Origin of the sequence: Bradyrhizobium sp. HKCCYLRH1030 (assembly GCF_051168395.1) — a bacterium.
Classification (GTDB): Bacteria; Pseudomonadota; Alphaproteobacteria; order Rhizobiales; family Xanthobacteraceae; genus Bradyrhizobium.
The window spans coordinates 788,490-815,108 of the sequence record NZ_JBNPUY010000001.1; the positions used below are offsets into that span (position 1 = coordinate 788,490).

Annotated in this window: 26 protein-coding genes; 10 read left to right on the forward strand and 16 right to left on the reverse strand. The window is 67.2% G+C overall.

Annotated elements, in window-relative coordinates; all coding sequences use genetic code 11:
• Positions 1 to 2 precede the first annotated feature (2 nt).
• The 4 genes from radA to ACQR1E_RS03605 all read left to right on the forward strand — a co-directional run bounded on the left by radA (position 3) and on the right by ACQR1E_RS03605 (position 4,876).
• On the forward strand, positions 3 to 1,493 hold the full coding sequence (gene radA, locus ACQR1E_RS03590) for a DNA repair protein RadA (protein ID WP_315712459.1): 1,491 nt from the start codon (positions 3 to 5) through the stop codon (positions 1,491 to 1,493).
• Positions 1,494 to 1,667: 174 nt separating this feature from the next.
• Complete coding sequence (locus ACQR1E_RS03595; protein WP_315712460.1) at positions 1,668 to 2,294, forward strand: CvpA family protein; 627 nt, start codon at positions 1,668 to 1,670, stop codon at positions 2,292 to 2,294.
• 23 nt (positions 2,295 to 2,317) lie between these two features.
• Complete coding sequence (gene purF, locus ACQR1E_RS03600; RefSeq protein WP_315712462.1) at positions 2,318 to 3,850, forward strand: amidophosphoribosyltransferase; 1,533 nt, start codon at positions 2,318 to 2,320, stop codon at positions 3,848 to 3,850.
• Positions 3,851 to 4,132: 282 nt separating this feature from the next.
• On the forward strand, positions 4,133 to 4,876 hold the full coding sequence (locus tag ACQR1E_RS03605; RefSeq protein ID WP_315712464.1) for an SDR family NAD(P)-dependent oxidoreductase: 744 nt from the start codon (positions 4,133 to 4,135) through the stop codon (positions 4,874 to 4,876).
• Positions 4,877 to 4,918: 42 nt separating this feature from the next.
• Here the strand turns inward: ACQR1E_RS03605 and ACQR1E_RS03610 are convergent, their stop codons facing one another.
• The 5 genes from ACQR1E_RS03610 to ACQR1E_RS03630 all read right to left on the reverse strand — a co-directional run bounded on the left by ACQR1E_RS03610 (position 4,919) and on the right by ACQR1E_RS03630 (position 8,862).
• A complete protein-coding gene (locus ACQR1E_RS03610) occupies positions 4,919 to 5,308 on the reverse strand; it encodes a 4Fe-4S binding protein (protein ID WP_315712465.1) in 390 nt (129 codons plus the stop codon).
• 25 nt (positions 5,309 to 5,333) lie between these two features.
• On the reverse strand, positions 5,334 to 6,227 hold the full coding sequence (locus ACQR1E_RS03615; RefSeq protein ID WP_434896674.1) for a VOC family protein: 894 nt from the start codon (positions 6,225 to 6,227) through the stop codon (positions 5,334 to 5,336).
• Positions 6,228 to 6,386: 159 nt separating this feature from the next.
• A complete protein-coding gene (locus ACQR1E_RS03620) occupies positions 6,387 to 6,683 on the reverse strand; it encodes a hypothetical protein (RefSeq protein WP_315749924.1) in 297 nt (98 codons plus the stop codon).
• Between the two features lie 23 nt (positions 6,684 to 6,706).
• Positions 6,707 to 7,948 (reverse strand): patatin-like phospholipase family protein, encoded by a 1,242-nt coding sequence (locus ACQR1E_RS03625; RefSeq protein WP_315749922.1) that lies wholly within the window; start codon positions 7,946 to 7,948, stop codon positions 6,707 to 6,709.
• Positions 7,945 to 8,862, reverse strand: coding sequence for a DUF3313 family protein (locus ACQR1E_RS03630; protein ID WP_434896675.1), 918 nt, complete (start codon positions 8,860 to 8,862; stop codon positions 7,945 to 7,947). The genes ACQR1E_RS03625 and ACQR1E_RS03630 overlap by 4 nt, the downstream gene beginning before the upstream one ends.
• A gap of 161 nt (positions 8,863 to 9,023) precedes the next feature.
• Here ACQR1E_RS03630 and ACQR1E_RS03635 point away from each other — a divergent pair, with 161 nt between their 5' ends.
• The 3 genes from ACQR1E_RS03635 (at position 9,024) to ACQR1E_RS03645 (ending at position 12,273) form a co-directional block, all read left to right on the forward strand.
• A complete protein-coding gene (locus ACQR1E_RS03635; protein WP_434896676.1) occupies positions 9,024 to 9,662 on the forward strand; it encodes a TetR/AcrR family transcriptional regulator in 639 nt (212 codons plus the stop codon).
• Positions 9,663 to 9,792: 130 nt separating this feature from the next.
• Entirely contained in the window at positions 9,793 to 10,902 is a 1,110-nt protein-coding gene (locus ACQR1E_RS03640) for a hypothetical protein (RefSeq protein WP_409999242.1), read from the forward strand.
• A 144-nt stretch (positions 10,903 to 11,046) separates the two neighbouring features.
• Complete coding sequence (locus ACQR1E_RS03645; RefSeq protein ID WP_315712474.1) at positions 11,047 to 12,273, forward strand: ABC transporter substrate-binding protein; 1,227 nt, start codon at positions 11,047 to 11,049, stop codon at positions 12,271 to 12,273.
• Positions 12,274 to 12,372: 99 nt separating this feature from the next.
• Here the strand turns inward: ACQR1E_RS03645 and ACQR1E_RS03650 are convergent, their stop codons facing one another.
• The 9 genes from ACQR1E_RS03650 to ACQR1E_RS03690 all read right to left on the reverse strand — a co-directional run bounded on the left by ACQR1E_RS03650 (position 12,373) and on the right by ACQR1E_RS03690 (position 21,828).
• Positions 12,373 to 13,593, reverse strand: a complete 1,221-nt coding sequence (locus tag ACQR1E_RS03650) for a PLP-dependent aminotransferase family protein (protein ID WP_315749917.1) — start codon at positions 13,591 to 13,593, stop codon at positions 12,373 to 12,375.
• 137 nt (positions 13,594 to 13,730) lie between these two features.
• Positions 13,731 to 14,984: a TCR/Tet family MFS transporter gene (locus tag ACQR1E_RS03655; RefSeq protein ID WP_315826770.1), complete on the reverse strand. Its 1,254-nt coding sequence runs from the start codon at positions 14,982 to 14,984 to the stop codon at positions 13,731 to 13,733.
• A gap of 29 nt (positions 14,985 to 15,013) precedes the next feature.
• Positions 15,014 to 16,384, reverse strand: a complete 1,371-nt coding sequence (der, locus tag ACQR1E_RS03660) for a ribosome biogenesis GTPase Der (RefSeq protein ID WP_315749914.1) — start codon at positions 16,382 to 16,384, stop codon at positions 15,014 to 15,016.
• Between the two features lie 82 nt (positions 16,385 to 16,466).
• Entirely contained in the window at positions 16,467 to 16,997 is a 531-nt protein-coding gene (locus ACQR1E_RS03665) for a hypothetical protein (protein WP_315749912.1), read from the reverse strand.
• Between the two features lie 45 nt (positions 16,998 to 17,042).
• The gene (locus tag ACQR1E_RS03670) at positions 17,043 to 17,696 is read right to left on the reverse strand and encodes a tetratricopeptide repeat protein (RefSeq protein ID WP_315749910.1); all 654 of its coding nucleotides are present in this window, start codon (positions 17,694 to 17,696) and stop codon (positions 17,043 to 17,045) included.
• 177 nt (positions 17,697 to 17,873) lie between these two features.
• A complete protein-coding gene (locus tag ACQR1E_RS03675) occupies positions 17,874 to 19,466 on the reverse strand; it encodes a class I adenylate-forming enzyme family protein (RefSeq protein ID WP_315749909.1) in 1,593 nt (530 codons plus the stop codon).
• 167 nt (positions 19,467 to 19,633) lie between these two features.
• Positions 19,634 to 20,458, reverse strand: a complete 825-nt coding sequence (gene panB, locus ACQR1E_RS03680) for a 3-methyl-2-oxobutanoate hydroxymethyltransferase (protein WP_315749907.1) — start codon at positions 20,456 to 20,458, stop codon at positions 19,634 to 19,636.
• Between the two features lie 2 nt (positions 20,459 to 20,460).
• Positions 20,461 to 21,045, reverse strand: a complete 585-nt coding sequence (locus tag ACQR1E_RS03685) for an NnrU family protein (protein WP_434896677.1) — start codon at positions 21,043 to 21,045, stop codon at positions 20,461 to 20,463.
• Between the two features lie 189 nt (positions 21,046 to 21,234).
• Positions 21,235 to 21,828, reverse strand: a complete 594-nt coding sequence (locus ACQR1E_RS03690) for a hypothetical protein (protein ID WP_434896678.1) — start codon at positions 21,826 to 21,828, stop codon at positions 21,235 to 21,237.
• 161 nt (positions 21,829 to 21,989) lie between these two features.
• Here ACQR1E_RS03690 and ACQR1E_RS03695 point away from each other — a divergent pair, with 161 nt between their 5' ends.
• The 3 genes from ACQR1E_RS03695 (at position 21,990) to ACQR1E_RS03705 (ending at position 24,089) form a co-directional block, all read left to right on the forward strand.
• Positions 21,990 to 22,721 carry an aspartate/glutamate racemase family protein gene (locus ACQR1E_RS03695; protein ID WP_434896679.1) on the forward strand — a complete coding sequence of 244 codons (732 nt, stop codon included), beginning with the start codon at positions 21,990 to 21,992 and terminating at the stop codon, positions 22,719 to 22,721.
• Between the two features lie 97 nt (positions 22,722 to 22,818).
• Complete coding sequence (locus ACQR1E_RS03700; RefSeq protein WP_434896680.1) at positions 22,819 to 23,685, forward strand: S1C family serine protease; 867 nt, start codon at positions 22,819 to 22,821, stop codon at positions 23,683 to 23,685.
• Positions 23,682 to 24,089: a response regulator transcription factor gene (locus ACQR1E_RS03705; protein ID WP_315813207.1), complete on the forward strand. Its 408-nt coding sequence runs from the start codon at positions 23,682 to 23,684 to the stop codon at positions 24,087 to 24,089. Before ACQR1E_RS03700 ends, ACQR1E_RS03705 begins: the two co-directional genes overlap by 4 nt.
• A gap of 42 nt (positions 24,090 to 24,131) precedes the next feature.
• Here ACQR1E_RS03705 and ACQR1E_RS03710 read toward each other — a convergent pair whose 3' ends face one another.
• Entirely contained in the window at positions 24,132 to 24,608 is a 477-nt protein-coding gene (locus tag ACQR1E_RS03710; protein ID WP_316203610.1) for a GDSL-type esterase/lipase family protein, read from the reverse strand.
• A 309-nt stretch (positions 24,609 to 24,917) separates the two neighbouring features.
• Entirely contained in the window at positions 24,918 to 26,537 is a 1,620-nt protein-coding gene (locus ACQR1E_RS03715; protein ID WP_315749901.1) for a peptide chain release factor 3, read from the reverse strand.
• Positions 26,538 to 26,619: the final 82 nt, after the last annotated feature.

The following is a 26,619-nucleotide window of genomic DNA, read 5'->3' on the forward strand; positions in this document are numbered from 1 at the left end:
TCATGGCCAAGACCACGCTCTCCTTCGTCTGCCAGAACTGCGGCGCGGCCTATTCGCGCTGGCAGGGCAAGTGCGAGGCCTGCGGCGAGTGGAACACGCTGGCCGAGGAAGACACGACGGGCGCGACCTCCGCGCCGGTCTCGCTGCGCTCCAAGCGCAAGGGCCGCACCTTCCAGTTGGAATCGCTGACCGGCAAGACCATCGACGCGCCGCGGCTGTCGTCGGGCATGACCGAGCTCGACCGCGTCACCGGCGGCGGCTTCGTCCGCGGCTCGGTGCTCTTGGTCGGCGGCGATCCCGGCATCGGCAAATCGACGTTGCTGACCCAGGCGACCTCGATGCTGGCGCGCGCCGGCCATCGCGCGGTCTACATTTCCGGCGAGGAAGCTGTCGCCCAGGTGCGGCTGCGCGCCGAGCGCCTCGGGCTTGCGGATGCGCCGGTACAACTGGCGGCTGAGACGTCGGTGGAGGACATCATCGCGACCCTGTCCGAAGGCGGCGTGCCGCGACTGATCGTGATCGATTCGATCCAGACGATGTGGACCGACACCGTCGAATCGGCGCCGGGCACGGTGACGCAAGTGCGCGCCTCGGCGCAGAAGCTGATCAGGTTCGCCAAGAAATCCGGCGCCGCGATCATCCTGGTCGGCCACGTCACCAAGGACGGCCAGATCGCCGGGCCCCGCGTCGTCGAACACATGGTCGACGCGGTGCTGTCGTTCGAGGGCGAGGGCTCGCAGCAGTTCCGCATCCTGCGCGCGGTCAAGAACCGGTTCGGCCCGACCGACGAGATCGGCGTGTTCGAAATGACCGGATTGGGTCTGCGCGAGGTCACCAACCCCTCCGAGCTGTTCCTGTCCGAGCGCGATCTCGGCAGCCCCGGCACGGCGGTCTTTGCCGGGATCGAGGGCACGCGCCCCGTGCTGGTCGAAATCCAGGCCCTGGTGGCGCCGACCTCGCTCGGCACGCCGCGCCGCGCCGTGGTCGGCTGGGATCCGAGCCGGCTGTCGATGGTGCTGGCCGTGCTGGAGGCGCATTGCGGCGTCAAGCTGTCGGGCCACGACGTCTATCTCAACGTTGCCGGCGGCCTGCGCATCAACGAGCCTGCGGCGGATCTCGCCGCGGCCGCAGCTCTGGTCTCCTCGCTGGTCAACGCCCCGCTGCCGCCCGATGCGGTCTATTTCGGCGAAATCTCGCTGTCGGGCGCGGTCCGACCGGTGGCGCAGACCTCGGCTCGGCTGAAGGAGGCTGCCAAGCTCGGCTTCGGCCGCGTGGTACTGCCGGAGCGCGCCCGCGGCGAGGCCGGCGGCGACGCCGGGCTCAGCCTCAATACCGTCGGCGGATTGACCAGCCTGGTGGCCGACATCGCCGCGCGCGGCACGCCTCGTGCCCGACACGACAGCAGCCGCGAAGACGGCGACCAGGGCCGCCGCGGCCCCAGCCATGCCGAAAAAAATGCCACACCAGCGAGATTCCGCCGCCAGGACGGCTAGCCGGACCGTGACGTTCGCGTGACTCGCCGCTATACAACGCCGCAACCGGTCGCCCACACGGGATCGTGCAGCCGTCCGGACTTGCCGGGGAACCTCGCTGTCCTCCTCCCGGAGGGGCGGTCCTCCGTCGATTCGAAGCGAACCTTGGACCTGTGAAGCGGACCTGAGCAGCCGATGCCGATAACGATCCTCGATCTCATCCTGCTCGGCGTGATGCTGGTGTCGGGGCTGCTCGCGATGGTCCGGGGCTTCATGCGCGAGGTGCTGTCGATCGCGGCCTGGGGCGCGGCCGCCCTGGTCACGCTTTATTCATTCTCCAAGCTGCTGCCGACCGCCAAGACCTATTTCAACAACGATACCGTCGCGAGCGTGGTCGTCGTCGCCGGTACTTTCGTGGGCACCCTGCTGATCGTCTCGGTGATCACGGTCAAAATCTCCGACATGATTCTCGATTCGCGCATCGGCGCGCTCGACCGCACCCTCGGATTCCTGTTCGGACTGGGCCGCGGCCTGCTGATCGTGGTCGTCGCCTTCCTGTTCTTCAGCTGGCTGGTGCCGGACAAGCAGCGCCCGGACTGGGTCACCGGTGCCAAATCCCGCGTGGTCCTGCAGGGAACCGGGGATTGGCTGATGTCGCTCTTGCCTGATGATCCCGAGAACACCATTTTAAAGAAATTCAAGAAGAACAAGCCGGACGACGACCAGACTGACACCGAGTCGCCCGGAGCGGGCGGCGATGGGTATAGCAAGCCTGCCCGCGACAGCTTGAAGAAGCTGATCGAGAAACCCGCGGCCAAGTGAGCTCAGCCCAGAAGAGAGGCGCGATGGACCTGCACCACGATTCTTCCGGCGAAGCCCAAGCGGATACTCACGCGGATCTGGACTTCGGACCTCAAGCCTACCTCAGAGACCCAGACCTTGACGGAGACACGCTGCGCGAAGAGTGCGGCGTGTTCGGCATTTATGGGCACAATGATGCCGCCGCGATCACCGCGCTCGGCCTCCACGCGCTCCAGCATCGCGGCCAGGAAGCCGCCGGCATCGTCTCCTATGACGGCACGCGCTTCCACAGCGAGCGCCGCCTGGGCCTCGTCGGCGACACCTTCTCCCGCCGCGAGGTGATCGAGCGCCTGCCCGGCAATGCCGCGATCGGTCACGTGCGCTACGCGACCACCGGCGCCACGATCCTGCGCAACGTGCAGCCGCTGTTCGCCGAGCTCAATGCCGGCGGCTTCGCTGTCGGCCACAACGGCAACCTCACCAACGGGCTCACGCTCCGCCGCGAGCTGGTGCGCGCCGGCGCCATCATGCAGTCGACCACCGACACCGAGGTGATCCTGCATCTGGTCGCGCATTCCCGCCGCACCAATTTCATCGACCGCTTCATCGAGGCGCTGCGCGCGCTCGAAGGCGCCTACTCGCTGGTCTGCATGACCAACAAGAAGCTGATCGGCGCCCGCGATCCCCTCGGCATCCGCCCGCTGGTGTATGGCGAGCTCGAGGGCTGCCCGATCCTGGCCTCGGAGACCTGCGCGCTCGACATGATCGGCGCGCGCTACATCCGCGACATCGAGCCGGGCGAGGTCGTGATCTTCGATGAAAACGGCGCCCACAGCCACAAGCCGTTCCCGCCGAAGCCGGCGCGTCCCTGCGTCTTCGAATACATCTACTTCGCCCGGCCCGACTCAGTGGTCGGCGGCCGCTCGGTCTACGAGGTCCGCAAGGCATTCGGCGCGCAGCTCGCGCGCGAGAGCCATCCCGACGTCGACGTCGTCGTGCCGGTGCCTGATTCCGGCGTGCCGGCGGCGATCGGCTACAGCCAGCATTCGGGCGTGCCGTTCGAGCTCGGCATCATCCGCAATCACTATGTCGGCCGCACCTTCATCCAGCCGACGCAGGCGATCCGCGAATCCGGCGTGCGCATGAAGCACTCGGCCAACCGCGCCGCGATCGAAGGCAAGCGCATCATCCTGATCGACGACTCGCTGGTGCGCGGTACCACCTCGCGCAAGATCGTGCGCATGATGCGCGACGCCGGCGCCACGGAGGTGCATTTCCGCCTCGCCTCGCCGCCGATCCTCTACCCCGACTATTACGGCATCGACCTGCCGGACCGTGGCGGCCTCTTGGCGGCGACGCATTCGCTCGAGGAGATGCGCGAGCTGATCGGCGCCGACTCGCTGGCGTTCCTGTCGATCGACGGCATGTACCGCGCCATGGGCGAGCCGGCCCGCGACCCCGCCGCGCCGAAATACGCCGACCACTGCTTCACCGGCAGCTATCCGACCCACCTCACCGACCAGTCGCTGGTCGAGCCGACCCAGCAGCAATTGTCGCTCCTGGCGGAGGCGAGCTGAGGCTCTTTCCACATGGTGTCATTCTGGGGTGATGCGCAGCATCGAACCCGGAATCTCGAAATTGTTTTGTGCGCCTGACCTCTAGATTCCGGGTTCGAGGCCTAACGGCCTCGCCCCGGAACGACGGCGTTCGATCGGCCGTCGTCCCGGCACATGCCGGAGGCCCTGACCACCGGCCGTCGTTTGTCGGGCAGGACTAGCCACAGCCACCCAACTCCATCATAACCGCCGCGGAATATGGATCCCGGCGTTCGCCGGGACGACGGCTGAGAGACTATCGTGATGACCCTTCCCCTCGCCAATCGTATCGCCCTCGTCACCGGCGCCTCGCGCGGCATCGGCCATGCGACCGCCCGCGCGCTCGCGCGCGCCGGTGCGCATGTCGTCGCCGTCGCCCGCACCCAGGGCGGGCTGGAGGAACTCGACGACGAGATCCGGAAAGAGACCGGCAGCGGCGCCACCCTGGTGCCGCTCAGCATGACCGACAGCGACGGCATCGCCCGGCTCGGCGCCGCGCTGCATGAGCGCCATGGCAAGCTCGACATCCTCGTCGGCAATGCCGCCGTGCCCGGCCCCTCCTCACCGCTCGGCCATATCGACCTCAAGCCGTGGAACGACGTCGTCGCGGTCAACCTCACCGCCAACTTCCAGCTGATCCGCTGCATGGAGCCGCTGCTGAAGGCCTCCGACGCCGGCCGCGCGGTGTTCCTCACCTCAGGCGCCGCTCACAAGGCGCAGGCCTATCTCGGCCCCTACGCCGTCACCAAGGCGGCGCTGGAGACCCTGGCTCGGGTATGGGCGCACGAGACCGAGCGCACGGCGCTGCGCGTCAACCTGTTCAGCCCGGGCCCGATCCGCACCCGCATGCGCGCCACGGTGTTCCCAGGTGAAGACCCGATGACGCTCGAGACACCCGAGCAGGTCGCCGAATTGATCGTGCCGATGTGCCTGCCGTCGTGGACAGAGACCGGCAAGCTCTACGAGTACAAGACCCGCGCGCTGAAGAGCTTTCAGCCACCGGCGTAGACTATCGCGTCGACGGCACCAGGGCGGTCGCAGGCTCCACTCCTACGTCGCGCTGTCACCCGCCGCGACCTCCACGAGATCGATGGCGCGCTCCGGGCAAGCCACCACGCACAGGCCGCAGGCAAGGCAGAGATAGCTCTTCGGCGTGTAGGCCGTCTTCATGCCGTGAAAGCGCACGCGCATCCTGCCGAGGAAGGACAGCGCTCGGAAATCGTCGCCGCTGATCGGCGCAACGTCGAACACGTTGTAGGGGCACACCTCGACGCAGTCGCCCTTGGCCTCGCATCGGTTGCGGTCGACGACCGGCACGAAGCTGCCCGGCTCGGCCTTGCAGCCGGCGCCCGGACGTTTCGGATGCTGCGCGGCCTTGCGCACCTTGGCAGCCTTGGTGCGCTTCGAGAGCGGTGGTGTCGGCTCGGTCTGGTCGGTCACGCTGTCGGCTCCATGGGCGGATGAATCAGGCTTCGGCGGTCAGCATCAGCGTGGTGCCGGCGGGATCGCGCAGCACGTACTGATCGCCCCGCACGATCACCTCGTCGTGGCCGCGCAGCGCGGCGTCGAGGCGCGCGCGGGTGTCGAAGCGGATCGAGAAGCCGCGCAGCCGCGCCACGCCTGCGGGTGCTGGCGGCGCATCGATCCCCTGCCAGACGTTCAATGCGATACGGTGGGTGTAGGCGCCGCCGGCGCCGAGATCGGCAAACCCCAGCTGTGGCGCGAATGCGCCGGGCAGGAAGCCAAGCCGCGTGTAGAACGTGCGCGCAGCCTCGATGCGCGGGACGTGCAGATGCAGATGGCCGATCCGCGCGGCGTCGGCGAGCGGCGCCGACAGCGGCGGTCCTTTCGCCTGCGCCAGCTCATGGCGCACGTCGAGCGGGCTCCTGCCACTGCAGGGCCGGCCTTCGGCATCGAACACGGTGAAATCGGTCTCGAACGTGCCGTAGCCGCCGAACCGCTCCGGCGTCTCCAGCGTGAACTCGATGCCGAGCCCGTCAGGATCGTTGAGATAGATCGCCTTGGACATCACGTGATCGACCGGCGAGATCGGCGTGCGGCTGGCGATCAGCCGGCGCAGCATCCGCGAGAATTCCGCCTGGTCGGGCACATGGATGGCGATATGATAGAGGCCGGAGAAGCCGCGCAGCGCCGGGCGTTTCGCACCGGGATGCAGCACCACGAGCGTCTCGCCCGCCGTGCCGAGCTCGGCCGCGCCGTTGCGCTTGCGCAGGCGCAGGCCTGCGGTCTCGCACCAGAAATCGATCGCGCGCTCGAGATGCGTGACCTCCAGATGCACCGGCCCGAAGGTCGCGATCTCGCCGGATGCGCCGGTTCGCGGCAAGGTCAGATGGTCCATGTGCGATCTCCGATTGGTCCGTCGTTGCGGCCGCGCCCGATGCGGCGGGGCCACGTTAGACGGCCGACGCGTCCTGATCGCCGGGCGCCCCGTTGAGGCTCGCATTCTCCGGGGTGAATGATCCGGGCCGGACAGCGCCGCTCCGCCCGCGGCCGGCGCCTATCTCGGTCCGGCAGGATCTGCCGCGGCGGGTTTGGCGGCTGCCGACTTGCCCGCAGCCGCCTTCGCCACAGCCGGCGCCTGGCGATCGCGCACCGCCATCAGCTCCTTACGCAGCTTCTCCTGCTGCTCGACCGACAACACCGGACGCTGGTCGTCATGCGGCACGTCGTTGACGGGGAGATAGTTGTAGGTGTTGTGGAACTGCGTGGTGGCGTCGGGCGGCGGCGTGGACGACGTCGCGCAGCCGCCGAGCAGCAATGGTATCAGCAGCACGGCGCGCGCAGCGGAGCTCACGACAGACCTGCAGCTTCGCCAGATCATCGCGCGGCAGCCGCCATCGTGCGCGCCGGGATCTGCGCGGTGATGCCGTGCTCGTTGGCTTGCAGCCCCGGCAGGCTCTTCACCCAGGGATAGCCGCGGCGCCCCATGTCGTGGCCGCGATCGAACAGCGCGGTCATGTAGCTGCGGTCGAACGGCCCATCGGCCTTGGCCTGGAAATCGGCCGGCACGCTGGCGAGGTTGAAGTCGATGCCGTTGAACTTCGCCACCGAGTAGATGCGGTAGATATCGCCGATGCCCTGGTTCTTGATCAGGGTCGACAGCGAGCGTTGCGTCACCGAGAGCACGTCGGCGCCGACGCTGTCCCATTGCGGATCGATGCGGGCGTTGCGGATGACGTAGAGATGCGCGCCGCTCACGCTCCGGCGCGGGCCGCGGCCGGAGACGAGACGCAGCACCGATGGACCGATGAACACCTGCCGCGTCACGCCGCCGTCGACATGGAGCTCGTCGTAGTCCTTGTCGCCGATCCGCACCTTGATGCGAACCGGAGCGAAGGCGCCCGGCACGGTCGCGGACGCCAGCAGCACCTGGCGGAACAGCGCGATCGCCTCGGGCGTATCGGCGGCTGCGATGCGGCCCATGTCCCACAGCACCGGACGCTGCGCATCGAGATTGGTGGTGCCAACCAGAAGCACCCGGCCCTTGCTGCTCTCGCGCGCGACGTCGCGGAGAAACTCGCGATCGACATACTTCTCGATCAGCCGCGACAGCGGCGTGTTGTCGGCCAGCGCCGAGCCCTGCAGCAGGCCGGGAATGTTGACCGTGAAGATGTCCTTGCGCTCATAGGCGGTGAAGATCTCGCGCAGCTTGTCATCGTGCTCGCGCCCCAGGAAGACGAACGGCGCGATCAGCGCGCCGGAGCTGACGCCCGTCACCATGTCGAACGACGGCCGGTTGCCGGCCTCGCCCCAGCCGGCCAGCAGCCCGGCGCCGAACGCACCGTTCTCGGCGCCACCGGAGATCGCGAGGAAATTCAGCGGACGCGAGATCGGGAGTTCGGCCGACGCGCGTGACATCGCGGCCTCGGCAAAGCGCGGCGCCGGCTCGTCACCCCAGTAGCGGACGTTGCGGAAGCCGACCGGGTCGGCGCTGACAGCCGCCGCCTCCGGCAACGCGTTGCGTGGCATGACGGCTGCGCACGCCGCCAGCAGCAGCGACGCGGCGCACGCGAGCAGGACACGCGGGACAAGCACGCGGAAGGAGGCGGCGGACTTCATCGCGACGCTTGCTGCTCCACGCTTGCGATCTCCGGCGACGGCTGCGGCGCGTCCGGCCTGGCTTCCTCGGCGCCCTTGTCGGTCCAGCCCGGCGGCAGGCCCAGACCGGCACCGACGAAGCCCTTCAGGCCGGGGAAACGTCCGTACTGCTCACATGCGGCATATTTGGGAGCGGCGCCGAGCTTGGCCGGCACGCTCGACACCGAAGGCAGCGAGGCCAGCGACGGGACGCCTGAGAACGGCGACTCGCCGGTCGACACCAGCTTCGCGAAGTCGGCGCCGAACTCGGAAGCGAGGTCGTAGGCGTCGCCGTCATTGGCCATGCGGGCAGTCGAGACCGAGTTGGCGCCGCGCGCCCACACCATTGCGGCCTTCTGGAACCCTGCGAAATCGCGCGCCTCGGCCTCGACGGACAGCGTGCCAAGCCCGACCGGCAGCCGCGGCACCGGCGCCGGGACGCCCGGCAGCGCGACGCTCTTGGCGATCGACGCCACCTGCGAGGCGGCCGAGGCGGTCGCGTTGGTCGCCGTGGCATGGGTGACGGTTGCCTTGACCGTCAGATCGGCCTCCTCGCGGGGTCCGACGATCTGGAATCGCTCGCTCAGCCGCAGGCACATTTCCCGGCTGATGACGTTGGCCACCAGCTTGCGCTCGCTGTCGTCGAGGGCGATGTCGGGACGCGGCGGAAACGCGGTCGGCTCGATCCGGATCGTCTTGGCCTCGAGCAGCTCTTTCTTGTTGGCCTTGATCTGCGCGCGCGTCACCAGGCCGTTGGCTTCGGCGAGATGATCGTAGTTCTTGAGCGAGCCCGCCCGCTCGAGCGGAGCGGTGGCGCAGCCGGCCGTTGCCAGCGCCAGGGAAACCAGGGTCATCGACTTCAGCGGAGCGAGACGCATCGAAACGGTCAGACCCATTGATAGACAACTCACTCTAATTAAGTCTCACAAGCCGTAGCGCTTGTCCAACGAAACTAGATCAAATTCTCTAGATTAGAGCGGCGAGAAATATTATTTTATATTACAAGCGGTTGGCGGAAACGACGAATGTGGCGAGAGTTGGCCCGGCAGGACACGCGATGAGAAAGGTCGATCCGGTCAAGCACGAGCAGAAGCGCCGGGAGATTCTCCAGGCCGCCCTGTCGTGCTTCGTCAGGAACGGATTTCACGGCGCCAGCACCACCGACATCTGCGCCGCCGCCAAGATCAGCCCGGGGCACCTCTACCATTACTTCCCCAGCAAGGAGGCGATGATCCAGGCGCTGGTCGAGCAGAATCTGAGCCACGCTGCATCGCGCCTCCAGGCAATCCTGGCCTCGCCCGACGTGATCGACGCCCTGGTGCAGGAGCTCGAGAGCACCAGCATTCACCAGCCGCAGGCCCAGGTCCTCAGCGCCGAGGCTTTGGCTGAGGCCTGCCGCAATGCCGACTTTGCAGCCATCGTCCACGCCCATGCGCGCGCGATGCGGGCGCTGCTGGTCGACTTCCTGACCAAGGCACAGGGCCGCGGCGAGGTCGATCCCGGCCTCGATCCGGAGGCGACCGCGAACATCCTGTTCGTGATCGTCGACGGCGCACGCGCGCTGCCGATCCGCAATCCGAACGTCGACGTCAAGCAGAGCAGCGAGCATCTGCGGCTCATGCTGACGCGCTTTCTGCGGCCGCCCACGTTGCGGACGCCGCCGAAAAAGAAAGCGGTGGAGCAGGCGCCGGTCTGAGCCTGCCGATCGGCGTCCCCCGCGCGATTGACACTCCGCCATGCCCGCGATTGACTGCGCTCATAAGCGGATGACCGCAGCATATATCGGGGAGGACGGCATGACGCGAGCACGATGCGGACGCGCGACAATGCCTGCCCTGGTCGTTCTGCTGTTCGCCGTTGCGGCCGGCAACGTCCTCTTCTCTCGCAGCACCAGCGCCGCAGCGGAGGTGCCCGCGTTCGCCGTCGAGCCGTCCTGGCCGAAGCAGCTCCCCAACAACTGGATCCTCGGCCAGGTCGGCGGCATCACGGTTGATCACCAGGGCCACATCTGGGTCATTCACCGGCCGCGCTCGCTGACCGACGACGAGAAAGGCGCTACGCTCAATCCGCCGCGATCGAAATGCTGCATTCCGGCGCCGCCGGTGCTCGAATTCGATACCGACGGCAATCTCTTGCGCGCCTGGGGCGGCCCGGGCCCGGGCTATGAATGGGTCGGCCGCGAGCATGGCATCGAGGTCGACGAACGCGGCTTCGTCTGGATCGGCGGCAATGCCGACAATGACAACGCCATCCTGAAGTTCACGCTCGATGGCAAGTTCGTCGCTCAGATCGGAACGATGGCGCCGAGCAAGGGCTCCAACGACACCACCCAGCTCGGCAAGCCCGCGGAGACAGCGATCGACAAGGAGGCGAACGAGATCTACGTCGCCGACGGCTACGGCAACCGCCGCGTCATCGTGTTCGATGCCACCACCCTCGCCTACAAGCGGCATTGGGGCGCCTATGGCCATGTCCCTGACGATGCCAAGCAGCCACCGTATGATCCCAATGCACCGGTCGCCCAGCAGTTCGGCAATCCCGTGCACTGCGTGAAGATCGCCGACGATGGTCTCGTCTATGTCTGCGACCGCATCAACGACCGCATCCAGGTGTTCAGGAAGGACGGGACATTCGTGACCGAATGGTTCTTCGAAAAGAACACGCTCGGCAATGGCGCGGTGTGGGACATCGCGATCTGGCCGGATCCGAAGCAGACCTACCTGCTGTCTGCCGATGGCGAGAACAACGAGATCCGCATCATCAGGCGGGATGACGGCAGCGTGGTCGGCAGCTTCGGCCACAATGGCCGCAATGCCGGCCAATTCCATTGGGTGCACGCGATGGCTGTCGACCGGCAGGGCAACGTTTATACCGCCGAGGTCGACACCGGTAAGCGCATCCAGAAATTCCGGCTGACCTCGGACGCCCTGCGTTAACGCTCAAGCGAAACGCACAAACCTTGGGCGCGTCTCGCGCCTTTTGGCGCATTGCCGCAACTCACAAGACCGGCTATCCAGGGAATCCGACGGCAAAGGGCGCCCAAGAAGCCCCGCCGTGACACGACACCAGGGAGGACTTTGATGACGACGTCTCATGCGCGGCGGATGGCTGCGCTGCTTGCCGCCACCACGCTCAGCTTTGCCGGCTCCGCCTTCGCCGACGACAAGGTCGTCAAGATCGGCGTGCTCAACGACATGTCCAGCCTCTACGCCGACATCGGCGGTCCCAACTCGGTCGCAGCCGTCAACATGGCGGTCGAGGATTCCGGCCTGAAGGCCAAGGGCTGGACCATCGAGGTCATCAGCGGCGACCACCAGAACAAGCCCGACGTCGGCGTCAATATCGGCCGGCAGTGGATCGACACGCAGAAGGTCGACGTGATCATGGACACGCCGAACTCGGGCGTGGCGCTGGCCGTCTCCAACCTGGTCAAGGAAAAGAACTCGATCCTGTTGAACTCCGGTGCCGCCACGGCGGACCTGACTGGCAAAGCGTGCAACGCAAACACCATCTCCTTCACCTACGACACCTACATGCTCGCGAACGGCACCGGCAAGGCGCTGACCAAGGCCGGCGGCGACACCTGGTTCTTCCTGACCGCCGACTATGCCTTCGGTCACGCACTCGAGCGCGACACCTCGGCCGTGGTGACCAGCAGCGGCGGCAAGGTGCTGGGCTCGGTGAAGCACCCGCTCAACACCGCCGACTTCTCGTCCTTCCTGCTGCAGGCGCAGTCGTCGAAGGCGAAGGTCATCGGGCTTGCCAATGCCGGCGGCGACACCACCAACTCGATCAAGCAGGCCTCGGAATTCGGCATCGTCCAGGGCGGCCAGAAGCTCGCCGCACTCCTGCTGTTCGTCAACGACGTGCATGCGCTGGGGCTGAAGGTGGCGCAGGGCCTGACCTTCACCGAGTCGTTCTACTGGGATCTGAACGACCAGACCCGCGAATGGTCCAAGCGTTTCCAGAAGCTGTCGCCGAAGGGCACGATGCCGTCGATGACGGTGGCGGGCAACTACGCCGGCACGCTGCATTACCTCAAGACGCTGGAAGCGCTCGGCGGCAATCCGCATGACGGCGCCAAGGTCGTGGCCAAGATGAAGGAGATCCCGACCGACGATCCGCTGTTCGGCAAGGGCCCGCTGCGCGCCGACGGACGCCGCCTGATCCCGGCCTATCTGTTCGAGGTCAAGAAGCCCGAAGAGTCCAAATACCCGTGGGACTACTACAAGCTGATCGCCAAGATCGCGCCTGAGGATGCCGCCAAGCCGCTCGAGGCCAGCGACTGTCCGCTGGTGAAGAAGTAAGCCGATAGCTCCGATGCGGGATGCGGTGGATTAGCATCGCGTCCCGCCAGTGCCGCTGCGCAGACGATGCGACGTTCGCTGCGCAGAATCACGTCATCGTCAGCGCAGCAGGCTCGCGAGGCGGCCGATGCCTTCCTCGATCACGGCCTCCTCGGGCAGCGAATAAGACAGGCGGATCGTGTTGGTGCCGCTGCCGTCGTGGAAGAAAGCTGCCCCGGGAACGAACGCCACCTGGGCCTGATTCATGGCCCGGTCGAGCAAGGCGGCACCGGACACGCCGTCCGGCAAGGTGAGCCAGACGAAGAACCCGCCGTCGGGCCGCGTCCACCTCGCTTCTGACGGCATCTGTGCCTCAAGTGCCCTCAGCATCGCATCGCGCTTGAGCCGATAATGCGCGCGCGCCCGTGCAATCAGCCCGGCATGCCCTCCGTCTTTCACGAGCCTGTGCATCACGATCTGATTGATCGCTGACACGTTGAGGTCGCTCGCCTGCTTGATGAGGACGAGACGGCTGATGATGGCGCGCGAGGCACAAACCCAGCCGATGCGCAGGCCCGGCGCGACCGTCTTCGAGAACGTTCCGAGATGGATGACGCGGGAAGCATCGAGCGAGCCGCGGCGACGGACGTCCAACGACTGCAGCGACGGCATCTCGTCGCCGTCGAAACGCAAGGCAGAATAGGCGCTGTCCTCCAACACCGGCACGTCCAGCTCGCCGGCGAGATCCAGGACTTCGGCGCGCGCCGAACGCGACAGCGTCTCACCGGTCGGATTGGCAAAGTCCGGCACGACATAGACGAACTTCACGCGCGCCCCCGCAGCTTCTTTCGCGGCTTCGTCCGCGTAGGAGGCCGGGGTGCGGTTCGCAGCGCGTGGACCGATCGAATCGTAACGCGGCTCGTAGGCCGAAAAGGCCTGCAGCGCGCCAAGATAGGTGGGAACGGTGACGAGCGCCGTATCCGCGGGCGTGAGCAGCAGCTTGCCGAGAAAATCGAGCGCCTGTTGCGATCCCGCGGTGACGAGGATGTTGTCTGGCGAGGCCGCTATGCCCTGAGCGGTCATGTGCTCGGCGATCCACTGGCGAAGCGGACCGTAGCCCTCGCTGACGGCATATTGCAGAGCAGCGGAAGCCACGTTGGGCGATGCCAGCGCATCGGCATAGACCTGCGCCGCCGCTGCTGCAGGAAACAGCGCGGGATCGGGGATGCCGCCGGCGAACGAAATCATGCCGGGCCGCTCCAGCACCTTGAGCAGCTCGCGAATCTCCGATGCCTTCATGCGATCCGCGCGGCGCGCGTAGACGGGCTTCCAGCTCACCAATATTCCTCCCCTGATCCGGATATTTATGTCAGCATTATTGACCTATTATGAAGCGTGTGCAATCCCCGTCCGCGCGAGAGCGCGAGAGCTTCATCGGTGGGGTCAGCGGATGAGAACCTTCAGGCCGGCGCGCTAGTCTAGCTGTTCTTTGTCGAGGACAGCGTCCGCACCGCAATCAGGAGAGCGACGATCAGCAACGCCGACGCCAGCAGGAACGGCGCGCCGGGCAGATGCGCCGGCGCGGCCGCTCCGATGAAATAGGCAAAGGTCAGCGTGAACAGGAAGGGACCCGCGAGCTGGGCCACGCTCTGCACGCTCGACGTTGCGCCCTGTAGCTGGCCCTGCTTGTCCGGTGGGACGAGGCGGGTCATCAAAGCCTGCATGGCCGCGCCCGACACGCCCCATAGCGCCATCACGGGGATGCCGAGCCAGCTCAGCGGTCCCGTCGGCGCCACGCCGAAAATGAAGAAGCCGACCATGCCCGCCGACAGGCCGAGCATCAACGCGCCGCGCTCGCCGAACAGGCGGACGATCAGCCCGACCGCGCCGCCCTGCACGATCATCGCGCAGACGCCGACCATCGCCAATGTGAGGCCGACGGTGCGGGTGTCCCAGCCGTAGCGGTAGGTCGCATACAGCACGAAGGTCGACGGCAGCACGACATGGGCAAGCTGGGTGATGAAGTTCACGGTCGACAGCCCCGCCAGGATGCGGTCCGATGCCAGCAGCCGCAGCGCACCGAGCGGGTTCGCCGTCCGCCACCGGAATGGACTGCGCCGTTCCGGCTTCAGCGACTCCGGCAGCACCAGGAAGCCATAGAGCGCGTTGGCGAAGCTGAGCCCCGCAGCCGCCCAGAACGGCAGCCGCGGATCGATGTCACCCAACAGTCCGCCGGTGGCGGGACCGAGCACGAACCCCGCACCGAACGCTGCGCCGATGCGGCCGAAGATCGCGGCCCGCCGATCCGGCGGCGTCAGATCGGCGATGTAGGCAAAGGCGGTGGAGATGCTGGCCGAGGTGACGCCGGAGACCAGGCGCCCAACGAACAGCCAGGCGAGCGACGGCGCCAGCGCCATCAGCACGTAGTCGGCGGCGAGGCCGAAGTTCGACAGCAGGATCACCGGTCGTCGGCCGAAGCGATCGGACAGGCTGCCGAGCACCGGCGAGAACACGAACTGCATCAGCGCCCAGGCGGTGCCGAACAGGCCGAAGATGCGGGCCGCCCGCGCGGTGTCGTTGCCGACGAAGCTCTCGATCAGCTTCGGCAGGATCGGCATGATCAGCCCGAGCGCGAGCATGTCGAGCAGGATGGTGACGAAGATGAAGGCGACCGCGCCGCGGCGCGGGGCCGGCGCATTTTCGGTCGCGACGCTCGGCGGACTTGCTTCCATGGCCGGACCGCTTCCGCTACCGCAACTGATCAGTTCGGCCGCTTGCGCTTGTGCGCGAACGGATTGGCCTTCTCGCGCAGAGTGATGCGCACCGGCGTGCCGGGCAGCTCGAAGGTCTCGCGCATCGAGTTGGTGAGATAGCGCAAGTAGGATTGCGGGATCGCGTCGGCACGCGAGCAGAACAGCACGAAACTCGGCGGCCGCGCCTTGGTTTGGGTGATGTAGTTCAGCTTGAGCCGGCGGCCCGACACCGCCGGCGGCGGATTGTCGGCGATCGCCCCCTCGAACCAGCGGTTCAGCGCCGCCGTCGGCACGCGCCGGTTCCAGACCGCGTAGGCTTCGACGATCGCCTGCATCAGCCGGTCGATGCCCTCGCCCATCAGGCCCGACACCGCCACGATCGGCGCGCCCGCGACCTGCGGCAGCCAGTGGTCGGCATCGCGGCGGAGCATCGAGATCTGGCCGGGGTTGCCGTCCATCAGGTCCCATTTGTTGACGGCGATGACCAGGGCACGCCCCTCGCGCTCGATCAGGTCGGCGATGCGCAGATCCTGCTCCTCGAAGCGGTTCTGCGCATCCATCATCAGCACGACCACCTCGGCGAAGCGCACCGCGCGCAGCGCGTCCGCCACCGACAGCTTCTCCAGCTTCTCCTCGATGCGCGAGCGCCGGCGCAGACCTGCGGTGTCGAAGATGCGGAAGCCGCGGCCCTTCCACTCGATTTCGACCGCGATCGAATCGCGCGTCGTCCCGGCCTCGGGACTCGTGAGCAGCCGCTCCTCGCCGAGCAGATGGTTGATCAGGGTCGACTTGCCGGCGTTGGGACGGCCGACGATCGCGACCCGGATCGGCCTGTTGGCGCGCTCCTCGTCGGTCTCCTCGTGCTCGTCCTCCTCATCGTCCGTGGGCGGCACGAGCTTGCTGACGGCGTCATAGAGCTCGCCCATGCCCTCGCCGTGCTCGGCCGAGATCTGGATGGGATCACCGAGACCCAGCGCATACGACTCCATGGCGCCGAGCTCGCCATGCTTGCCCTCGCTCTTGTTGGCGAGCAGCAGCACCGGCTTGTCCGCGCGGCGGGCGAAATCGGCGAAGGCGCGGTCGGCGGGCGTCAGGCCGATGCGGGCATCGATGACGAAGAACAGCGCGTCGGCGAGCGCGATCGCGGTTTCCGTCTGCTCCTGCATGCGCGCGGTCAGCGAGCCCTTCGGCCCCTCGTCGAGGCCGGCGGTGTCGATGATCGTGAAGTTGAGATCGAACAGCTTCGCTTCGCCCTCGCGGCGGTCGCGCGTGACGCCCGGCATGTCGTCGACGAGCGCCAGCTTCTGCCCGACCAGACGGTTGAACAGGGTCGACTTGCCGACGTTGGGCCGGCCGATGATGGCGATGGTGAAGGGCATGATGATCCGTGCGCGTGAGCGCGCAGCTTTAGCGCATTCGGCCGCAAAACCGAACGGGCGATCCGCCGATTCGCAGGTGAGATTAACGGCTGAAGGAGCCGCTCGGCATCGGCGCCGGGAAGCCGCCGCCGGATCGCTGGGCCGCCGGCTGCTGCGCCGGGGCAGCATCATCCGGCGGTGGTGCCGTGGTGCGGCGGCGCACGATCTTCTTGGGCTTCGGTGCCGGCGGAACGGCGGCAGCGCCCTCCTCGACCGCGGCAGCCTCGCCATCCTGCGGATCGGCCGTCGTCGGGTTGCTCACGGCCGCCTGCCGCCGGCCCTTTTTACCCTTGGGCTCCTCCACCGGAGGCGCCGGCGGCGTAGCCGCCTGAGCGCCTGGGTCGGTCACCGGCTGCTGCTGGGCACCCTTGTAGAGTTCCTTCGGCACGCCCTGCTCGAGACCCGGCACGCCCTCCGGGAACACCGGCTTGCGGTCACCCGGCAGCTTCTTCTTGGTGTCCAGGAAGTCGAGCATGTCCGAGGGGTCGAAACTTCCCCCGCTCGCGCAGCCGCCCAGCACGCCGGAAAGCGCAACGAGGACCGTGAGGGCAATGACACGTTGGGGGCGGCGCATGATCGTCGTTCCAATCAACTCGGTTCGCCGTCGCGAGGTTCGCGATCAGCTCTTGGCGACTGCAGGCAATAGCGCCTGCAGCGCTTCGGCGCGCGAGCGCAGGCCCGGCGGGGTCTCACCATCCAGCGCAATCATGTCGAGCCATTGACGGGCCGCCGCGGCATCGTTGGCCTTCCACGCCGACAGCGCCAGCAATTCGCGGGCGGCGTGGCGGAACGGCGCGCCAGGCGCCGTTTCGCCTTCGAGGCGCTGCCTGAGGTCGGCGTAAGGCGCCGTATCGGCCAGCAGGCCTGCCGCGCGCAGCCGCGCCATCGACTGCGGCTCGGCCCCGATGCTGCGGTCCGCAGCAAGCTCGTCGTAGATCTTCACGGCAGCCGCCTTGTCGCGCATGGCGGCCTCGGCAGCCTGGTGGAAGCGGGCCAGCATGCGGTATCCCGATGGGGCCCTGGCCGCGACATCGGCAAAGGCCTTCTCCGCATCGGCATGCTTGTTCTGCTCGGAGAGTTCGAGGGCCTTGTTGAAGGCTGAGCCCGCCTCGGCCGCCTTCTGGCCTTCGAGATACTGGTAGCCGCGCCAGCCGCCGACGCCGGCGATGATCAGCACGGCAAGGGCGATGATAAAGATCGAGTAGCGGTCCCACAGCTTCTTGAGCTGTTCCCGACGGACCTCCTCATCTACTTCATCAATAAATTCAGACACCTAAGGACATCCCGTCAGGTTCGCTGCGAGCGCGCGCGCATGCGTTTGAAGTGCCGCGCGAGCGGCCCGTTGCCCGCGCGCCGGCGCCGATACCGCATCGGCATGGCGGTGGCAAGGCGAGTCCAGCCGAATCAAGGCGTTACTCCCCGGTTCTGCCACAGGGTCCGAACGCGGCTATCACGCCGTCAAGGCTTCGCGCAACTGCCGTTTCATCACCTTGCCGTTGGCGTTGCGCGGCAGGGGGTCCGCGGTCACGGTCAGGGTTTCCGGAACCTTGTAATCCGAGACCCGCTCGGCACACCAGCTGCGCAGCGCTTCGGCGCTCATCGGCTCGCGGGTCACGACCACCGCATGCACGCGCTCGCCGAGCACCGGACATGGCCGGGCGATGATCGCGCTCTCGACCACCGCCGGGTGGCTCGCCAGCACCGATTCGACCTCGGCCGAGTAGATCTTCAGCCCGCCGCGGTTGATCATGTCCTTCTGCCGGTCGAACACCCGGACGAAATTGTCGGCATCGACGGAGCCGAGGTCGCCGGAATGCCAATAGCCGGCGGTGAAGCTCTCGCCGGTGGCCTTGGGATTGTTCCAGTAGCCCTTGATGACCTGGCCGCCGCCGATCCAGATCTCGCCGATCTCACCGCGCGGCAGCTCCCGCCCCTGCCCGTCCATCACCAGGATGCTGGCGCCCGGACACGGCAGCCCGACGCTGTCGATATGGCGCGCGGTCAGATCCGAGGGCATCAACGTCGCCGGCGAGGTGGTCTCAGTCGAGCCATAGGCGTTGACCAGCCGGAGGCCAGGGATCTTGGCGGCCAGCCGCTCGATGGTGGCGACCGGCATCGGCGCGCCGCCGAAGCCGCCGATCCGCCAGCATGAGAGATCATGACTGTCGAAGTCGCGCTGCAACAGGCAGAGATTGTACATCGCGGGGACCATGACCGTGTAGGTCACGCGCTCGCGCGCGGCGAGCTTCAGATATTCGCCGGCCTTGAACTCCGGCATGATGATCAAGGTGCCGGCGCAGCGCGCCATGCTGGTGATGTTGGCGACGACGCCGGTGACATGGCCGAGCGGCACGGCGGCGATCGAGCGGTCGGCCCGCGTCAGCCCCAGGCAGGTCTCGTAGACCATCGAGGAGTGGATGATGTTGCAATGGGCGAGCATCGCGCCTTTCGGCCGGCCGGTGGTTCCGGAGGTGTAGAGGATCATCGCGGTGTCCTCTTCGGCCACCTCGACGTGATTTTCGTGCGCGGCATGATCGGCCAGCGCTGCAAAATCCGACCGCGCCGGACGATCGTCGACGGCAATGCGCCCCGCCAGCTCCGGCGTTTCCGCAGCGGCCGGCAACCGGTCCGCCAACGCAGCCTCGTGCAGCAGCAGCCGGGCGCCGCAATCCTTCAGCACATAGGCGATTTCCGGCGTCTGCTGTCGCGTCGACAGGAGCACCGTGATCAGCCCGAGCTTGGCTGCGGCAAACAACGTGAGCACGAATTCGATGCGGTTGCCGAGCAGCAGCGCCAGCCGGTCGCCCTTGCGCAAGCCCCTCGCCTGCAGCCCGCCGGCGATCCGCGCGGCGGTCGCGGCGACCTCGCGCCACGACAGCCGCACGGCCCCGCAGACCAGCGCCTCGCCGTCGCCGTTGCGCTCCACCGCTTCTTCGACCATGGCCCAGAGGTTCGCGGGCCGCTCCGTGAACAACGGAACCACGCGATCGCCGAAACGGGCTTCGCGCCGCATCGGCGGCGTTACATAGGTCGACCAGTCCATGGAGTTTCCCCGAGCTTGGCTTCTTGTCGTTGTTCGCCGCGACGCGGACCAGCCTGAAACATAACCAAGGGATGACGCGCTTGGCTATCTCCGCCAGCGCCGGAGATTCATCCCGTGACGCCGCGCGCACCACGACGCCAACGGGCCGATCAAGCGAGAGGCGCCCGTCAGGTCTTTGACTTCATTCCGTAAACATGTTCCGCCGCCGGAAACGCACGGGTACGCACGTCGGCCGCGTAGCGTTCGATCGCCTCGTCGATCGCCGGACCGAGATTGCCGTAGCGACGGACGAATTTCGGAGCCCGCGGCGACAGGCCGAGCATGTCCTCCAAAACCAGCACCTGACCGTCGCAGGCGGCGCTGGCGCCGATGCCGATGGTGGGGATCGCGATCTGCTGCGTGATCTTGCGCGCCAGCGGCTCGGCCACGGCCTCGATCACCACCGAGAACGCACCGGCCTGTGCGATCGCCGCAGCGTCGTTCTCGATCGCGGCCCAATCCGCCTCGTCGCGGCCCTGCGCCCGGAACGAGCCGAGCGTGTTGATCGATTGCGGCGTCAGGCCGACATGGCCCATCACCGGGATGCCGCGCTCGCTGAGGAAGGCGACCGTCTCGGCCATCCGCGCCCCGCCCTCGAGCTTGACCGCTCCGCATTGCGTCTCCTTGAGGATCCGCACCGCCGCATGAAACGCCTGCTCCTTCGTGGCCTCGTAGCAGCCGAACGGCATGTCGACCACCACCAGCGCCTGGCGCGAGCCGCGCATCACGGCGCAGCCCTGCAGGATCATCATCTCCAGGGTCACCGGCACGGTGGTCTCGAAGCCGTGCATCACATTCCCGAGGGAATCGCCGACCAGGATCACATCGCAATGGCGATCCACCAGCGCCGCGGTATGGGCGTGGTAGGACGTCAGCATCACGATCGGCTCGCCGCCCTTGCGGGCGCGAATCTCGGGAGCCGTCTTGCGGCGGACGGTCGATTGCACCGACATCGCTACCCCCCGATGACGGGAATGCCGAGCACGACAGGATGGAACGCGAAGGCCAGCGCCAGATAGACGACGATGCCGACCACCACCGCGATCACGTCATTGCCAACGCCGCCGACCGGGATCGGCGGGCCGCCGGCGTCGGCGCGGCGCTTCAGCGAGATGCGGTCGAACACCGCCCATGCCAGGATCGAGCCGAACAGGATGATGCCGCCGAGATCGCCATTGGCGAGCAGATGCCCGAACGCCCACAGCTTCACGCCGGCCAGCATCGGATGCTTCAGCACGGTGTAGATGCGGCCGCGGATGTAGGCGGCGACGATCATGATCACCGCCGGCAGCATCAAGGCGAGATTGATTTTGAGCGCCTTCGGCGGCGTCCAGACCTGGATCCAGCCGCCGTCGTGGCGGTACGCGGCAAAACCCCAGACGATCAGGGCGAGGCCGGCAAGGGCCACGACAGTATAGACGAGCTTATACGTGCCCTCGCCCAGCCGCGCGATGACCTTCGCGCGCGCCTCGCGCCGGGTCGTGAACACATGGGCGCCGAGAAACAGCACCAGCCCCACCACCATCACCAGAAGTCCCACGGCGTCCCCCTTCGCTTGCACGCGACCTGTGCGTGCGCATCGGTATCATTTCCGGGGGCCGCCTCGCAACGTGGCGCATTTCAACGTCAGGCACTCCCGCCCGCTCGCCGTCGTTCCGGGCCGGCTCGAAAAGCCGAAGTGGCATGACGGGCTATGCGGTCGGGAGATGGAGCACAGCGGACGACGCCATCACCGTTCCGACGTGTTCTTCAGATCGCGATTCTCGACATAGCGGATCGCGATCGGCCGGCCGGCGAGCGCACCGCCGAGCCCCTTTGTGAACTTCAGCGGCAGGCAGCCGTCGAGCGAGGAATTGATCGTCTTCAGATAGGTCGCACGCGTGTCGGCCGGGGCGCCTGAGGTCACGAAGGTCACGCGTGGCGGCGCGATCATCTCGCCGGTCCGCTTGAAGCTGAAGCGCACCGTCATCTGCATCCCGGCGCGGGCGCTGTCCTCCGGCGGCGGCGTCCAGCACGCGCGCAGCGCTGAGAACAGATCGCCGATCGTGTCGAGATCGTGATCCGGCTTCTGATATTTGGCTTCCTGATCCCTGGCGGGCCGGCTCTCGATCGTGAGTTGCAGGTTCTGGCCATAGGGATAGTTCATCTCGGGAATACACGGCCACGGCCCGAAGACGCTGCAGAACGACGGCGTGCACGGCTGCTCGTCGAGCACGCTGCACGGCGTGTGCGCGAACGGCACCGGATTGATCTGCTGGCGGCGCGCGTCGGCGGCGACCGGAGCGGCCACCATCAGCAGGAGGAGCACGACGACACGGAGCATGGGACTCTCGGGCTGGGATGGACTCCAAGCTGGATCCGATCGCAGAATTCGCAAGCTCAATCCCGTTCACGTCTGCGCGTTCGGCGCCGCGAACGGCTCTCGACCGTAACAGCGGAACTCGGCTAGAACACGGCAGGATGCGACAGCAGACGGACGCGACGATGAGCCGCCACAGCGAGACCGTGATCAACGTCATCAACCCGAACATGACGGCGACGATGACCGAATTGATCGCCAAGGCGGCCCAGGCCAGCGCAAGCCCGTCGACGCGGATCGTCGGCCGCACCGCGCGGTTCGGCGCCGCCTCGATCGAGGGCCATTACGACGAGGCGATTGCCGCGGTCGGCATGCTCAAGGAGGTCGAGGCCGGAGACGCAGAAGGCTGCCACGCCCATGTGATCGCCTGCTTCGGTGATCCCGGCCTGCTCGCCGCGCGCGAATTGTCGGCTGTGCCGGTGCTCGGCATCGCGGAAGCTGCGATGCATGCGGCGAGCTTCGTCGCCACCCATTTCAGCATCGTCACGACGCTGTCGCGCACCAAGGTGATCGCCGAGCACCTCGTGCGCAATTACGGCATGGAGCAGCATTGCCGCAGGGTGCGCGCCGTCGACGTTGCCGTGCTCGACCTCGACAAGCCCGAAGCCAATGTCCGCGGCACGCTGCTCGGCGAATGCCGGGCGGCGCTGCGCGAGGACGGTATCGGCGCCATCGTGCTCGGCTGCGCCGGCATGGCCGATCTCGCGCACGACCTCTCCACCGAGCTCGGAATTCCCGTGATCGACGGCGTCGCCGCAGCGGTGCGCTTCGCCGAGGCGCTGGTCGGGCTGGGGCTGAAGACCTCGAAGCACGGCGACCTCGCCTTCCCGCTGCCGAAGGCGCGGACGACGCTCTGACTTCAACCTGTAGCCCGGATGAGCGTAGCCTGCCCACCTGGGGAGTTCCGCAACGACCATCGACGCGCCACATTGGGATCAACCCATGGAGCCGTCGATGCCCGATATGTCCGCCCTCTCCTCACTGTCCTCCGCGCTGGCCGCCGCTGTTGCCGCCGCAGCGCCATCACTGGTCTCGGTCCATTCGCACCGCTCGCGCGCCACCGGCTTCGTCTGGAAGCCGGGCCTCGTCGTCACGGCGGACGAGACCCTCGCCGAGGAGGGCGAGATCGTGCTCGCCTTCGCCGACGGCACGAGCCGCCCCGTCACGATCGCCGGGCGTGATCACACCACCGACATTGCCCTGCTCCGCTTCCAAGGCAAGGATGTCGCGGCCGCCTCGCTTGCCGGCGGCGTGCCGCCGCTCGGCGCTCTGGCCATCCTCGTCGCCGCCGATCAGGGCAAGCCGGCCGCGGCGTTGGCGATGGTCTCGCAATCGGCGGGCGCCTGGCGCAGCCTGCGCGGCGGCGACATCGATGCGCGCATCGAGCTCGACACCAGGCTGCGGCACAGCGCCGAAGGCGGTCTCGTGCTCGACGCTGCGGGCCACGCGATCGGAATGGCCGTGCGCGGCCCGCGCCGGACGCTCGTGATACCCGCGGCCACGATCGAACGGGTCGCCAGCAAGCTCGAGACGCATGGTCGCATCGCTCGCGGCTATCTCGGCGCCGGCCTGCAGCCGGTCCGGCTCGACGATGGACTCGGTGCGATGATCATGAGCCTCGACAAGAGCGGCCCGGCCGCGGCCGCCGGCCTGCGCCAGGGTGACGTCATCACCGCTCTCAACAAGGAGCCGTTCAGGGGCATGCGCGCGATGATGCGCGAACTCGGTCCGGACAGCGTCGGCGCCGTCGTCGAGGTCGCAGCGCTGCGTGCCGGCGAGCCGGTGCAGTTCGCCCTGACCATCGGCGAGAGGCCGGCGTGAGCGAGGAGGCGCGCGCGCCGATCAGGATCGCGATCGCGGTCGACGATGCCGAGCTGGCCGACCGGCTGGCGGCGCTGCTCGGCGATGTCACGGGCCTGACGCTGGTCGCGCCCGGCGAGAGCGCCGACGTCGCCGTCGCGCCGTTGCATGGCAGTGATGAGGCGCGCAGCGGCGACGACAGGATCGACGGCCAGGCGATCGATGATTTTCAGCTCACCGCGCGCGAGCGCGACGTCCTGGCGCTGATGGCCGAGGGCTGCTCCAACAAGGAGATCGCGCGCAGCCTCGGCATCTCCGTACATACGGCGAAGTTCCACGTCGGCTCGCTGCTCGACAAGCTCGATGCAACGGGCCGGACCGATGCGGTGGCGCATGCGGCGCGGCGCGGGATCATCGAGCTGTGAGACCGCAGGCCGGCGCGGCGCGCTTCACGTCCTCGCGGCGAGCTACTTCCGCAAGCCGCTCATCACGCGGGGCAGCAGCGATGCGGCCAGCATGCGATAGCCCTCCGGGGTCAGATGCACACCGTCGACCTGATGCGGCAGGCCACGGAACATGCCGTTCTCGACCATCACGACCTTGATGCGGCGCTGCGCGGCCTTGGCCAACATGGCGCTGATGCTGCTGGCGCGCTGGTCGCCGACCCCTTTGCGGGCGTCGTTACCGCCGGGCTGCAGCACCAGCACGCGGGTTGATCCATCGACCGCGCTGTCGAAGCGGGACAGCATCCCGGCTGTGGTATCACCGTTGATGCCGGCGTTGGCGACGCTGACCCGAACGCCCTTGCCGTGGAGCATGGCCTCGAGCTGGGCCGGAAAATCCTCGCCGCGATTGACGCCCTTGCCATAGGTGTTGCTGGCGCCCAGCGCGACCACCTCGGCGGCGTCTGCCGCTCCGATCGCCGCGAACGCCAAGCCACACACAGCTAACAGTGCCACCATCTGGCGCCGGACAAGGCGGCCCAAAGATCCCGCTGGCATTTTCTTTTCCCCCCCGCTTGGTGTGAGAGGAAGCGTAGCTCACCAGTCGTCTGGTGAAAAGCGCGCGGCGCTACGGGTCTCATCACGCAGCATGCGCCAAGTCGACTGTGGAAGAGTCCTGTTTCTCTCTACGCGTCATTCCGGGGCGCCCGCAGGGCGAGCCCGGAATCCATTGAGCGACAGAACAAGAGGCAAAATGGATTCCGGGCTCATCGCTTCGCGATGCCCCGGAATGACCGGAGAGCAGCAGCGTCAGGCCTTCTTCTTCACGTCCTTGACGTTGGAGAACACGATGCCTTCGGCGCGTTCCTTGGTGTAGCCGAGATAGAACTCGTTCTTGGCCAGGAACACCGGATCGCCGTCGACGTCGTCGGCGACGCCGGAATTGTTGGCGGCGATGAACGCCTCGAGCTTCTTCTTGTCGTCGCACGAGATCCAGCGCGCCAGCGAGAACTCGGAGATCTCGAATTCGACCGGCAGCGAGTACTCGGCATCGAGCCGCGCCTTGAGCACGTCGAGCTGCAGCGGTCCCACCACGCCGACCAGCGCCGGCGCACCGTCACGCGGGCGGAACACCTGCACGACGCCCTCCTCCGACATCTGCTGCAAGGCTTCCTTCAGCTTCTTGGCCTTCATCGCATCGGTGAGGCGGACGCGGCGGACGATTTCCGGGGCAAAGCTCGGCACGCCGACGAAGGTGAGATCCTCGCCCTCGGTCAGGGTGTCGCCGATACGAAGCGAGCCGTGGTTGGGAATGCCGACGACGTCACCCGCAAAGGCTTCGTCCGCGACCGAGCGGTCCTGGGCGAAGAAGAATTGCGGGCTCGACAGCGGCATGGTCTTGCCGGTGCGTACCAGCTTCGCCTTCATGCCGCGGTTGAGCTTGCCCGAGCACAGCCGCGCGAACGCGATGCGGTCGCGGTGGTTGGGGTCCATATTCGCCTGGATCTTGAACACGAAGGCGCTCATGCGCGGCTCGGCGGCGTCGACCTTGCGCAGGTTCGACTCCTGCGCGCGCGGCGACGGCGCGTAGCGGCCGAGGCCTTCGAGCAGATCGCCGACGCCGAAATTGCGCAGCGCGCTACCGAAATACACCGGCGTCAGGTGGCCCTCGCGAAATGCCTCGAGGTCGAACGGCTTGCAGGCCTCCTTGACCAGCTCCAGCTCGTCGGTGATCTGGCTCATGTCGAGATTGGCGTTGATCTTGCCGAGCTCGGCGATGTCGATCTGCTGCGCCGCGCCGGTCTTGGCGCCGCCGCCTTCGAGCAGGCGCACGCCGCCGTCGCGGATGTCATAGGTGCCGATGAAGTCGCGGCCGCGCCCCACGGGCCAGGTCATCGGCGTGGTGTCGAGCGCCAGCGTCTTCTCGATCTCGTCCAGGAGATCGAAGGTGTCGCGGCTCTCGCGGTCCATCTTGTTGATGAAGGTGATGATCGGGATGTCGCGGAGGCGGCAGACCTCGAACAGCTTGCGCGTGCGCGCCTCAATGCCCTTGGCGGCGTCGATCACCATGACGGCCGAGTCGACCGCGGTCAGCGTGCGATAGGTGTCTTCGGAAAAGTCCTCGTGGCCCGGCGTGTCCAGCAGGTTGAACACCAGCCCTTCGAACTCGAAGGTCATCACCGAGGTGACGACCGAGATGCCGCGCTCGCGCTCGATCTTCATCCAGTCCGAGCGGGTGTTGCGGCGCTCGCCCTTGGCCTTGACCTGACCGGCGAGGTTGATGGCGCCGCCGAACAGCAGCAGCTTCTCGGTCAGCGTCGTCTTGCCGGCGTCCGGGTGCGAGATGATGGCGAAGGTGCGCCGGCGCGCGACCTCGTCGGAGAGCGCGGAGCGGGACGGCTGTTCGGTCGTCAAACTTGTATCGGACATGAGGCGGCGGACGTCGTTTCGGGGCCAGAGAGCGGGCGATTTGATGGGAAAGGCGCGGGATCACGGCCGCCGCGCGCCCTCC

What these genes read in the sequence shown, in the direction of transcription:
- ACQR1E_RS03645 (WP_315712474.1), top strand. Translation starts at nt 11,047, where the DNA reads ATGACGACGTCTCATGCGCGGCGGATGGCTGCGCTGCTTGCCGCCACC.
- ACQR1E_RS03695 (WP_434896679.1), top strand. Translation starts at nt 21,990, where the DNA reads ATGAGCCGCCACAGCGAGACCGTGATCAACGTCATCAACCCGAACATG.
- radA (WP_315712459.1), top strand. Translation starts at nt 3, where the DNA reads ATGGCCAAGACCACGCTCTCCTTCGTCTGCCAGAACTGCGGCGCGGCC.
- ACQR1E_RS03690 (WP_434896678.1), bottom strand. Translation starts at nt 21,828, where the DNA reads ATGCTCCGTGTCGTCGTGCTCCTCCTGCTGATGGTGGCCGCTCCGGTC.
- ACQR1E_RS03715 (WP_315749901.1), bottom strand. Translation starts at nt 26,537, where the DNA reads ATGTCCGATACAAGTTTGACGACCGAACAGCCGTCCCGCTCCGCGCTC.
- purF (WP_315712462.1), top strand. Translation starts at nt 2,318, where the DNA reads ATGGACCTGCACCACGATTCTTCCGGCGAAGCCCAAGCGGATACTCAC.
- ACQR1E_RS03655 (WP_315826770.1), bottom strand. Translation starts at nt 14,984, where the DNA reads ATGGAAGCAAGTCCGCCGAGCGTCGCGACCGAAAATGCGCCGGCCCCG.
- ACQR1E_RS03625 (WP_315749922.1), bottom strand. Translation starts at nt 7,948, where the DNA reads ATGAAGTCCGCCGCCTCCTTCCGCGTGCTTGTCCCGCGTGTCCTGCTC.
- ACQR1E_RS03675 (WP_315749909.1), bottom strand. Translation starts at nt 19,466, where the DNA reads ATGGACTGGTCGACCTATGTAACGCCGCCGATGCGGCGCGAAGCCCGT.
- ACQR1E_RS03665 (WP_315749912.1), bottom strand. Translation starts at nt 16,997, where the DNA reads ATGCGCCGCCCCCAACGTGTCATTGCCCTCACGGTCCTCGTTGCGCTT.
- ACQR1E_RS03630 (WP_434896675.1), bottom strand. Translation starts at nt 8,862, where the DNA reads ATGGGTCTGACCGTTTCGATGCGTCTCGCTCCGCTGAAGTCGATGACC.
- ACQR1E_RS03640 (WP_409999242.1), top strand. Translation starts at nt 9,793, where the DNA reads ATGCCTGCCCTGGTCGTTCTGCTGTTCGCCGTTGCGGCCGGCAACGTC.
- ACQR1E_RS03605 (WP_315712464.1), top strand. Translation starts at nt 4,133, where the DNA reads ATGACCCTTCCCCTCGCCAATCGTATCGCCCTCGTCACCGGCGCCTCG.
- ACQR1E_RS03595 (WP_315712460.1), top strand. Translation starts at nt 1,668, where the DNA reads ATGCCGATAACGATCCTCGATCTCATCCTGCTCGGCGTGATGCTGGTG.
- ACQR1E_RS03615 (WP_434896674.1), bottom strand. Translation starts at nt 6,227, where the DNA reads ATGGACCATCTGACCTTGCCGCGAACCGGCGCATCCGGCGAGATCGCG.
- der (WP_315749914.1), bottom strand. Translation starts at nt 16,384, where the DNA reads ATGCCCTTCACCATCGCCATCATCGGCCGGCCCAACGTCGGCAAGTCG.
- ACQR1E_RS03700 (WP_434896680.1), top strand. Translation starts at nt 22,819, where the DNA reads ATGCCCGATATGTCCGCCCTCTCCTCACTGTCCTCCGCGCTGGCCGCC.
- ACQR1E_RS03635 (WP_434896676.1), top strand. Translation starts at nt 9,024, where the DNA reads ATGAGAAAGGTCGATCCGGTCAAGCACGAGCAGAAGCGCCGGGAGATT.
- panB (WP_315749907.1), bottom strand. Translation starts at nt 20,458, where the DNA reads ATGTCGGTGCAATCGACCGTCCGCCGCAAGACGGCTCCCGAGATTCGC.